The organism is Parendozoicomonas verongulae (genome assembly GCF_009711465.1).
In the GTDB taxonomy this organism is placed as follows: domain Bacteria; phylum Pseudomonadota; class Gammaproteobacteria; order Pseudomonadales; family Endozoicomonadaceae; genus Sansalvadorimonas; species Sansalvadorimonas verongulae.
In genome coordinates this window covers 1884-12137 of the sequence record NZ_SMME01000765.1, presented here as the reverse complement: position 1 = coordinate 12137, position 10254 = coordinate 1884, and the positions used below count along the sequence as shown (strand labels likewise).

Sequence of the window (10254 nt, the reverse complement as noted above, 5' to 3'; positions counted from 1 at the left end):
AACAGTCCTACTGAAAGCCCGACAAAAAACGTCGCCTATGGTCCAGCAGGACCTGCAGCCATGGTGGTTGCGGCCAGTGCCGGGTTGGGTGCCGTTGTCCTGACCGCAGGCTTCCTGGGGCTGTGAGGGTACAAGCCAGGACTGCGGCGGGCACAGGAGCGGGCGGGCCCGCACTTTCACGGCATCCTTCAAAACGGATTTTTTCGCGAACTTCGTGGGAGATTTTCCGACCGTCAATTTTGCTCATTACTACCTCTGATCTGATAGAGGCAGGATGCCATACGTCTATGGTCGTCTATAGATATCTCACATCAATAACAATTCACTCCCCGATTTTTGTAGGTCCTTCCCCGCACTTGCTTTTAAATGCACGTAAAGTCACACTCCACTGCAACAGTTCTTAATAAATAACCCTCAATGATTGATAAATTTTCTACGGTCCCTGCTTACCTCCAGATTGAAGCGATCATCGCTGAGCAGATTGCAAAAGAATTACTCAAACCCGGAGACTTGATTCCTTCCGAGCCTGAATTAAGTGATCGTTATGAAGTGTCTCGTATGACAGCGCGCAAAGCGGTGGATTACCTGGCCCGTCAGGGTTTGGTCGAGAGAAGGCGAGGGTTAGGTACTTTTGTTCGATGCCAGAAACGTGAGGTCAAATTCGAGCTGCCATTAGATCGACACCTGACGGCCAGTGAGATGTCTTCTGGCAGCGATGTGAATATTGTCAATAAGGTTCTTAAACTGGAGATACACTCTTGTGACCCAGAGACTGCCCGGATACTTGCTATCGAGCCAGGTAGTGACATCTGGTATATGGAGCGGGTAAAGCGAATGAATGGCACACCGTTTGTTTATGAACAGACAAAAATGCGTTTTAGCGGCTTTGAAAATTTGAGTATTGATATTTTGAATGACTCAAAATATGCCTATCTCAGGTCCATCAATTTTCATGTTGGCGGTAGTAAAAAAATACTGTGCGCTGAGCTGCCTCCGAGATACGTTCGTGACCAACTGGGGATCCCCAGAGAAGAGCCAGTCCTTCATTCACTGTCCCATGCTTTTTTTGAGGACGGTGTCGTCTTTGAAGTTTCCCATATTTATTACAATCAACAGCACTTTAACTTCACCATAAATGCCAAACGCTGATTGTTTAAATTTTGATCTGCATCAATGTCTGATTTCATTTGTATAGACAACTGCTTGTCTCGTTGTTTAAATGCCAGGACTTTTCATTCGGATCCAAAAAAAGCAGAGGCAAAGCGCTATGAGTAAAATAGGCGGACAGCTTCAAGATCTAGGAAAGGCATTGATGATGCCTATATCTGTTATTGCAGCGGCAGGTATTTTCCTGGGATTAGCAGCAGCTATGCAAAACCCTGCCATTATGGGGGAGGCATTTGTTGGGCTGAAAAGCCTGCAGCTGGTGCTTGGGTTTATTCGTAATGTTGCAGGATCTCTGTTTGGCAACCTGCCTCTGTTTTTTGCTATTGCCGCTGCGATCGGTATGGCTAAAGACGAGAAGCCAACTGCTGCTTTTGCGGCCGTCATTGGCTTTATCAGTATGCATGTCGGTATCAATTACAGCCTGATAGCTCAGGGGTTAACTCCTGAAACAACCAGCGTCGCATATCTTGTTGCTCAGGGAATGGATGAAACCGCAGCCAGAATGTATTCTGCTGAGTTTGGTTACACCCTTGGGATTTTCACCTATCACATGAGTGTTTTAGGTGGTGTTATTGCTGGCCTGACTACGGTCTATTTACACAACAGATTCCATAAAATCGTTTTGCCGACAGCTATTAACTTTTTTGGTGGCCGTCGTTTTGTTCCTATTATTACCGTTGTTGTCCTGCCGATCATAGGTGTTCTGCTATCCATGATCTGGCCAGCGATTGGCGCTGCCATTGTCAAAGTTGGTCAGTTAATTGGTGAGGCAGGTGTTATGGGAACCTGGTTGTATGCCTTCGCAGAGCGTCTGTTGATTCCAACAGGCCTGCATCACATTCTTAACGAAACAGTCCGTTTTACACCTATTGGTGGCGTCACAACCATTGATGGAGAAAGTGTTGTTGGTGCTCTCAATATTTTCAACTCTGCACTGACTCATCCCGGTCAGGTAGCAGACAGTGTTGTTCGTGAAGCAACCCGTTTTCTGGCTCAGGGTAAAATTCCTACCATGATGTTCAGTATGCCAGCAGCCGCACTGGCGATGTATCACTGCGCACGCCCTGAACATAAAGAGCGTGTGAAAGCGCTGATGATCGCAGGTGCTCTGGCTTCTTTTGTAACCGGCATTACCGAGCCTCTGGAATTCAGCTTTATTTTTGTGTCACCAATACTGTTCGTTTTCCACGCCATTATGTCTGGCCTGTCTTTTGCTCTGATGCAGGTCTTTGGCGTCATGATCGGTAATGTGCAGGGTGGTGTGATTGACCTGCTGGTCTTCGGGGTACTGGGTGGTTCTGCAACAGCCTGGTGGTATCCAGTGATTGTTGGTCTGATTTTCGCCCCAATTTATTACTTCACTTTCCGTTTCGTGATTAATTACCTGAAAGTTCAGACTCCGGGTCGGGAAGTGGATACCGACACTGAAACCAGTGAGTCTCTCATCTCATCTGCCCATGGCAAGAAAGAAGGTGTAACAGCTCAGATTATTGAAGGTCTTGGCGGTCACCAGAATATTCAGTTGGTGGACTGCTGCTTTACCCGCCTGCGTGTGAAATTAAAAGACATGAGTCTGGTTAATGACTCAGTACTGAAGACGACAGGTGCCAACGGCATTATCAAACCTGACGAGCAGAACATCCAAGTTGTTTATGGCCCTCAGGTTGAAAAAATTGCGAATGATGTGCGCGTAGCACTCGCTTGAATACTATTGAATTTACAGAGATTAAATCATGAAAAAAGCATTTAACCTTGTTCTTGTCGGTGGTGGCTCTACCTGGACTCCAGGGCTGCTGAAAGCGATGTGCAAGCGTCAGGGCAGCTTCCCTATTGCCAGACTGGTCATGTTTGACGTCAATGCTGAGCGTCAGAGAGTGATTGGCGAGTACGCAAAACTGTTGTTTGCGGAAGAGTATCCGGAACTGGATTTCACCTACACCACGGATAAAGATATCGCCTTTAGTGATATGGATTTTGTTCTTTGCCAGATGCGTACCGGTGGTTACGAAATGCGTGAGCAGGACGAAAAAATCCCACTGTCTATGGGGGTTATCGGTCAGGAGACCTGTGGCCCAGGTGGTTTTGCCTACGGTATGCGCTCCATTCGTGACATGATTGAAATGGTCAACGATGTCCGTGAACGCTCTCCTGAAGCATGGATTCTGAATTACACTAACCCGGCTGCCATTGTTGCTGATGCGCTAAAGCATGAATTTCCGGAAGATGACAAAATCCTCAATATCTGCGATCAGCCGGTTAACCTGTTGCGCTCCTACGGTCGCCTGCTGGATATGAATCCAGATGAGTTTGATCCGGTATACTTTGGTCTGAACCACTTTGGCTGGTTCACCCACCTGTATGATCAGAAGGGTGTTGATCACGCACCAAGACTGAAGGCTCACATTGCAGAACACGGCTTTATTCCGGTTGATGCAGAGCAGCGCGACCAATCCTGGCTGGATACCTATGCAGCCGTTGCTGATATGCTGAGAGACTTCCCTGATTATCTGCCAAACACTTATCTGCAGTACTATCTCTACCCAGAGTACAAACTGTCAAAGCTGGATGCCAGCTACACCCGTGCCAATGAAGTTATGGATGGCCGTGAAAAGCGTGTATTTGACGAGTGTCGTCAGGCTGTTGCTGAGGGTACAACAAAGAATGCAACAGTTATCCACAACGATGCTCACGGTGACATGATTGTTGAGCTGGCTGAAGCTATTGCCTTTAACCAGAAGCGCAAGTTTATTGTTATTCTCCAGAACAACGGGCTGGTTGAAAATCTTGACGACGATGTAATGGTAGAAGTGGCTGCTGAGATTGGTATTAATGGTCCACGCCCTTATGGTGTTGGCAAGATTCCAACATTCTACAAAGGCATGATTGAACAGCAATTCGCTTATGAGCGTTTGACGGTTGAAGCCTGGTTTGAAGGGTCTTACACCAAAGCTTTGATGGCACTGACCATGAATCGTACGGTTGTAGATGCCAGGAAAGCCCGTAAAGTTCTTGATGCCCTGATTGAAGCTAATAAAGATTTCTGGCCTGAACTTAAATAATTTCAGTATCAGCATGAACCTTGAATCAAAGTAGCTCTCTGTTTTGGTTCAAGGTTCCACTTTTCCGGGAGTGCCTTCCAGATAGCTCAACGGAAGCGGCCTCACTCAGAGGGATGCTCTATGTGATCCAGCAGTCCTGTGACCTTAATATTCCATAGTTTTTGTGCCATTGACTCCTGCCCTTCATTCAGATAGTCCCAGGCATGCTGAAGCGCCTCTTTTAACCGATCTGGTTCATTGTGTGGATAATTGATAAACCGGGCACGGCTAATTTGCTTCCAATGACTAAAGCTGGCCTTGCTCAGGTCACAGTTATCAAAACAGGCTCCTGTCAGGTCGGCTCTCTCGAAGAAAATTCTGTTTTTCGGCTGGCCTGTGATCACCATATTCCGCAATATAGCCCCCCTCAGTGATATGATCGAATCTACTGGTAAGGTTGTACCTTCCTGAAACACAAAGTTATCCATCAACCGGAGTGACCATTCAGGGGCACAAGGAAAGATAAGCGCTTTGTGCAATGTCCTTAACTGGCTGTCATCCAGGCATTTAACAATTTTCTCGTTATTGGGCTCTTCTTTATCAGGAGATTCCAGCCGTCGCCTGAGTTCCTGCAAAAGTACTGGAGGTAAGAGTGGTGTCAGTTTTTTGTTTCGCAATATGGGATTGCAGACATCAGTAGAAAGCCAGTAAGCAAAGGTTTCCGGCCGTTCCATCTGGCAAAGGGCTTCCATGATCTCCGGGGTAAAAACAGCGGGACAGAGCAGGTCCAGTTCTTTTAACTGCGCTATTTGTTGTCCCGTATCCATGGCCTGGCTGGCTGTCCAGTCCATCACCTTTCTGGCCAGGGGTGGAATGTCTGATTTATGCCAGATGGGGCGTATAAAGGATATTTTTGCCAGCTGTCCGGGACGAAAATCACACCTTTCATACCTGCAATCGGTAAAGCTGCAATTTTCCATATCTATGTGCGTAAAATCACTTGCGATAAAATGACATTTGTTAAACTGGATATCCTTCAAGCTTATCTGTGTGTCCCGCCATTTCTGAAACAACAGACCAGATAAAGTGACGGGCGTTTTTAGCTGAACACCTTCAAGGGTATTCACAACACCGTCTTGTAACCTGGGATTGAGAAACAACAGCCTGCCAAGACTGCATCCACTGACTGCATCCACCAGAACACCTACTCCCCCCTTTCGGGCCCTGAGGGAATCAACATGCTGTTTGAGATGAGCACATGAGCTGAGAGTCACATTTCCCCGGCTTCCGTCCAACCACGTTGACATGACAGAAGCCAACGACCAGCCTTTTGATGCAATAGCTCCGGAATAGACACAATCCACTTCTTCCAGTGAAAAGGAGTCCAGAGTCGTTTCATTCTTCTGTTTAGCCCTCAGGGTGGTAGCATCAATTCTATGGAAAGGGGTTGACAGGCAGTGAATATACTCTGGCCTCGCATTAGCACACCGGTTTTCAAGGTAGTGAATAGCATCCGTACGGTACGCACACAGTTTTTTTGCAGTCAGTGTTGTATGCCAATAGAAACGTTGTTCTTCTGACAAGCTAAAACAGATTTTTTTACTGCCCCCGGAACGGATATCCGCCGCCCGCCAGTAAACAGCCTCGGAATCTATGCCTTTTCGAACCTTTTGCACAAACGAATCAAGCCCTCCTCCACTGTGCAGACAGGCCATTATTGTTTCGCTGTCATGGATAGGGGGTCGGAATTGACAGGAAGAAACATTGTTAAATTCATGGATCATTTTGATATCGTCAGTTTCATTCCTATACCCGTTATGCTCTATGTGCGGTCGGTAATAAACGGCTCGCCCGTTATAGATACGGCAATTGTCAAACCATGCCGGAATCATGTCCAGATCGAGCCGACTCTGGAGCCGCTGGCACTGTGCCTGATACACCTGATCACGGGTCGGACATGATGTCAGGATCTGCCCGCTGGCATTCACCGGCGTGTCTGGCCATACCTTTGCCATGGCAATATCAAGGTTGTGGTATCTGGACAGTTCTGACAAATAATGGCTTTGTTGATGAAAAGAATCAGCCCGCCGGGTATCAATACCCCGTCGGTGCAGAAAATTAATGATATGCTGGCTGACCTGCTGACTTTGCCCAGGCAGTCGCAGGCGTACAATCCCTTCAAAACTGAAGGCCTCCTTGTTGCCATCAGGAAAAAACGCCGCGCTCATCCCTGGAGGGTCCTCTTCCATAGCCGGCAGGCAGATATGGTAAACCTGGGCATCACCCTGACGCATATACTGCAGGTGAGGCAGTAAATAGAGATTGTCGTGGGTCCCGGTCTTCCTCCATTGCCCTGTATCCCAGGCCCGACCATAACGAAAACGCCGGACTCTGAAATAGTTTTCCTCTTTCTGGACAATGGTTGAGGTCACCCTTGCTGGGAGTCCCTTATCTTCAAGATGAAAAAAACAGGTTCCTTTCGGTCTTGGAATTGTCTCTCCATTAAAGACCTCCAACATTTCTTTCAGATGTTTTGCTGCTGTCTTCAGGCAGATACTGAGTCTGGTATATTCGGATTCTGGCCAGCGCTGTTCCTCATGCTGAAGTTCCCTTAACCAGGTTTGACATTGACCATACAGTTGCACCAGCTCCTGTCTGAGAAGATGCCCCATTAAAACCGGGGGTTCCTTTAAGTAAAAAAGAGTGTGAGTATAAAACGCCAGAATTTCAATGCGCCGATACCAGGGAGAAGGAACTCCCATATTATCCGACCATTGTCTGGTGATCTCTGGCGTCAGCCGGAGCCAGGCTTCTGTGACAGGTTGGTTGTTAACATCCTGAAGCGAATAGACTCTTAACTCCCCCCGTTCAATATCCGTGTCTATCACTGGCAGGCAGTAACCATCAATCCCTCCTGCCACTATTGCACCCTGCTCACAGGGAGATACTTTCAGGCAGTCGGCTGTGATATCCGCTGAGGCTTCAGGGAAGCGACGTTGCAAAAAAGCGATTCGCCCATGAATCGTTTTGCGGAGAGTCGAGCGATCCACAGGCAGATCGGGCCCCAGTTCTTCAATAAGGTGATCGATCTGTTGAACTGAAACGCCTGTTACTGTCCTCACCGCTTCCTCTACATCCTCATCGGCCAGATCCCTAAACAGGTGGCTGGCCGCTTTAAATTGTTGCAGCTGCTCCTGGCCACAGGCTGGAAAAGCTATTCTCGTTCCGTCAGGGTTTCGAAACCACTCCAGCTCGAAAGGCGTTGAACGAAAACGACTGTCTGTTTTGGGAGTTCCCTGACAAAACAGCCCCGCCTGAGAGTAATCGACAATAATCAGGCGACCCGCAGCATCAATCCGTGCTGCCTCAGCGATATTCCAGACGCCTAATACTGAGGCCACCACGAAGAGTTGGGCTCGTATCGATTTTGGCAGTTGTGAGGTGACCGGCACCCAGTCCTGTGGCGTATCAGGTACCCAGAGAGTTGCTCGTTTACAACTGTGATGTGCTATCGAAAGGCCTGATGAAGCCAGACCGAAAGTGACAGCCAGCTGGTCTAGCAGAACCTGGTGGCGCGCCGGTTCTGCCGGACAAATCACCTGTCTCATATTGTCTGTAGTCTCAACATCAACAGTTCGTGACTGCAGAGGTGTCTGTACACCGGACTGCTCTGGTAACTCTCCAGCAGCTGAAGCAAACAGTCTGTATAAATCAGGAGCCTGCGCCTTCAACCATTGCATCTGACACAACAGGGCATTATCAGCAAATTCGTAGTGGTATTTTCTATCCAGCCTGTAGTGAGCGGGCATTGCCTGTAAAACCTGCTGCTTCTTCTGGCTGTTTATGACGGAACAGGAGTAAAGCATGTCTCCTTGTTGATGGATGACTTGTCTCACACGAGAAACCAGCTCTTTGAGAGATTCATAGTGGCTGGAATGCTCTGCGAACTCGTTATAAATATCCAGATAACAGAGATCAAACTTGTTACGGCAGCGCATCACCTCCAGACAGTCTGCATCATGCAGCAACCGGGCTAGAAGATGAGTGCGTGGTTTGTGAGTCTCTTCTGTGCAGTTTTTATGAATAATGGCCTGTCGGCACTGGGCAGCAAGAAGCGGCGAACAGCCCGTAGCCAAGAGGTGATCTTCACAATTATTCCCGCTGTTTTCTTCCCATTGCGGAAGGTCCCGCCCCTCCCCTTCACGTCCGGAATCATGCAGAAGGGCAGCTTTCATAAGCACAGGAATCACTTCGCGGGGAAAGTTTAAGGCCTCCTGGTCACCAATCTGACACCGCCAGGCCAGTAATACGGGTATCCAGCAGGCCGTACGACACTGATGCTGAGCGCCATGGGCCATACGTGGAATAGAACCCTCATGCATCTGTTCCCCAGGTAAAGGCTTGTGCAGAAAACGGCGAACAAGGGCCTGACACTCGTTCAGATAGGTACGACGGAAAAGGGGGAGTTCTGAAGCACAGGAAGGGTTGAGTGACACAGGCTCAACGGGCTGAGGAGAAACAGTTCTGACAGTCGGCCATAATGCCTCCCCCCAACCAGTATCTTTTGCCTGAGAGGGTTCTCTGTCGGTTTCACAAGGCCGCACACAGCTGGCAGGAGAAGGTAAGGTAGCCTGTATTGAGTCCATTCAATCATTCCGGTGAATTATTGACTGTTAGATCAAGGCTATGGATAGAAGTTCCATAATTTTGTATGGGACAACATGTTAAAACACGGGATAAAACTCAAGAGTGTATTCATGAAACACTGCAATATTGCACTCGCGGCACACCTTTTTAAAAAAACGGGCCCAGTTATTCCCGCTCATTTCCCATGACTCCTGTAACCAGGGGTCTGCAACTACCGTGTAATTATCCCGGAATATGTCAGGCGTTAGAAAGGATGAAGATGTTACGGGGTTACCACCCTCTGCATAGACAAGTGGGTAAGATATTCTCTCGTTGACAGAAATCGGTTCCTTCAGGCGGCAGGTGATCTGTCTCAGCTTTATCAGTCTTCTGATTTTATGATACTGGGAGGGGTGCATCAGTATAATAAACATGTGATCTCTTGCCTGGGGAAAAATACGGCGTTTCTTTTTACCGCTCTGGCCCTGTATGTGCGTATGGCATAAGAGTGGTATAAAAAAAGGCTGGCGAGTCTGCAGCAGCTTCAAGTAAAGATAACTGTAGCAAGCCTCCCCACAACGGAGTTTTCCCAGCTGGCTGATATAACTGAACAGCCCCACATCTCTACGATTAGTCCTGATAGTTTTGCCCACTTGCACAGGATAATGGGAAGAAATTTCGGACTCCAGCCTGATAGTCATGCCGGCCAGTAACCTACGCTTTTCATCTAAATGTGAACTGATGCGTCCCCGATACTGCCCGGCAAATTCTTCCAACAGGTAACCTTCATGTTTTGTAAGTTGTGCCCGTGGATAGCGGCTTGATATGAGTTTTTCCTTTAGCCCTTGGTCGAAGACATAGCGTTGTATCAAATCAGGCCTGTTAGCAAAATGGCTCATGATCTTATCAGGCTGATTGATAATCAGATAATCAGGCCTGTCTGAGCTGAAGGCAATAGCCTGAGCCTGCCAACGCATAGCTCGCTTGCAGGCCTCAGAGGTTGGTTCAGGAAAGTTTTTTTCTGGCATTGCGGTCCACACATGCCGGTTTTTCACTGCCTTTATAATATGCTCCACCAGTTTTGTAACACTCCCCGTTCCAGAGCCCTGCACAAACATGAGAGGGTCATAATCCGAGGATACGCCTTCTGGAGCTATGGTTTCTGAGGGAAATGTATAATGATCGGTCCTGCATAACAAAAGCTCCCGCTCCATGGCCGTACGCGAAGGGGGAGCTGGAGGCGGTAGAATCGAGGGTATCTCACCCGGACAGGCAGGGAAACAGGGAGTTGTTACACGCAAAGCAATCGGCTGTGTCTCCCTCTGGGGTTCTACCAACCTTAAAGGCTGTCGGACAAACCCTGCAGATAACTCCTCCTTAACCAAATTAGACACAGAGGCAGCCACGGGGTGTGCTTCCAACT

5 protein-coding genes are annotated in these 10254 nt (G+C 48.2%); 3 read left to right on the top strand and 2 right to left on the bottom strand.

From position 1 onward, the window contains the following. The first annotated feature begins 417 nt into the window (after positions 1–417). The 3 genes from E1189_RS05855 (at position 418) to E1189_RS05845 (ending at position 4226) form a co-directional block, all read left to right on the top strand. Positions 418–1149 (top strand): GntR family transcriptional regulator, encoded by a 732-nt coding sequence (locus tag E1189_RS05855; protein WP_155159109.1) that lies wholly within the window; start codon positions 418–420, stop codon positions 1147–1149. Positions 1150–1312: 163 nt separating this feature from the next. Continuing rightward, positions 1313–2872 (top strand): PTS transporter subunit EIIC, encoded by a 1560-nt coding sequence (locus tag E1189_RS05850; RefSeq protein WP_230460203.1) that lies wholly within the window; start codon positions 1313–1315, stop codon positions 2870–2872. 28 nt (positions 2873–2900) lie between these two features. Next, positions 2901–4226, top strand: coding sequence for a 6-phospho-alpha-glucosidase (locus E1189_RS05845; RefSeq protein ID WP_155159107.1), 1326 nt, complete (start codon positions 2901–2903; stop codon positions 4224–4226). A gap of 101 nt (positions 4227–4327) precedes the next feature. Here E1189_RS05845 and E1189_RS05840 read toward each other — a convergent pair whose 3' ends face one another. Together E1189_RS05840 and E1189_RS05835 are read right to left on the bottom strand one after the other, a co-directional pair. Further along, positions 4328–8851: a SidE phosphodiesterase domain-containing protein gene (locus E1189_RS05840; protein ID WP_155159106.1), complete on the bottom strand. Its 4524-nt coding sequence runs from the start codon at positions 8849–8851 to the stop codon at positions 4328–4330. A 78-nt stretch (positions 8852–8929) separates the two neighbouring features. After that, complete coding sequence (locus E1189_RS05835; protein WP_155159105.1) at positions 8930–9859, bottom strand: hypothetical protein; 930 nt, start codon at positions 9857–9859, stop codon at positions 8930–8932. Between the last annotated feature and the right edge of the window lie 395 nt (positions 9860–10254).

Bases quoted from the DNA above. Each gene is read 5' to 3' on its own strand.
- E1189_RS05855 (WP_155159109.1), top strand. From the start codon at position 418: ATGATTGATAAATTTTCTACGGTCCCTGCTTACCTCCAGATTGAAGCG.
- E1189_RS05850 (WP_230460203.1), top strand. From the start codon at position 1,313: ATGATGCCTATATCTGTTATTGCAGCGGCAGGTATTTTCCTGGGATTA.
- E1189_RS05845 (WP_155159107.1), top strand. From the start codon at position 2,901: ATGAAAAAAGCATTTAACCTTGTTCTTGTCGGTGGTGGCTCTACCTGG.
- E1189_RS05840 (WP_155159106.1), bottom strand. From the start codon at position 8,851: ATGGACTCAATACAGGCTACCTTACCTTCTCCTGCCAGCTGTGTGCGG.
- E1189_RS05835 (WP_155159105.1), bottom strand. From the start codon at position 9,859: ATGCCAGAAAAAAACTTTCCTGAACCAACCTCTGAGGCCTGCAAGCGA.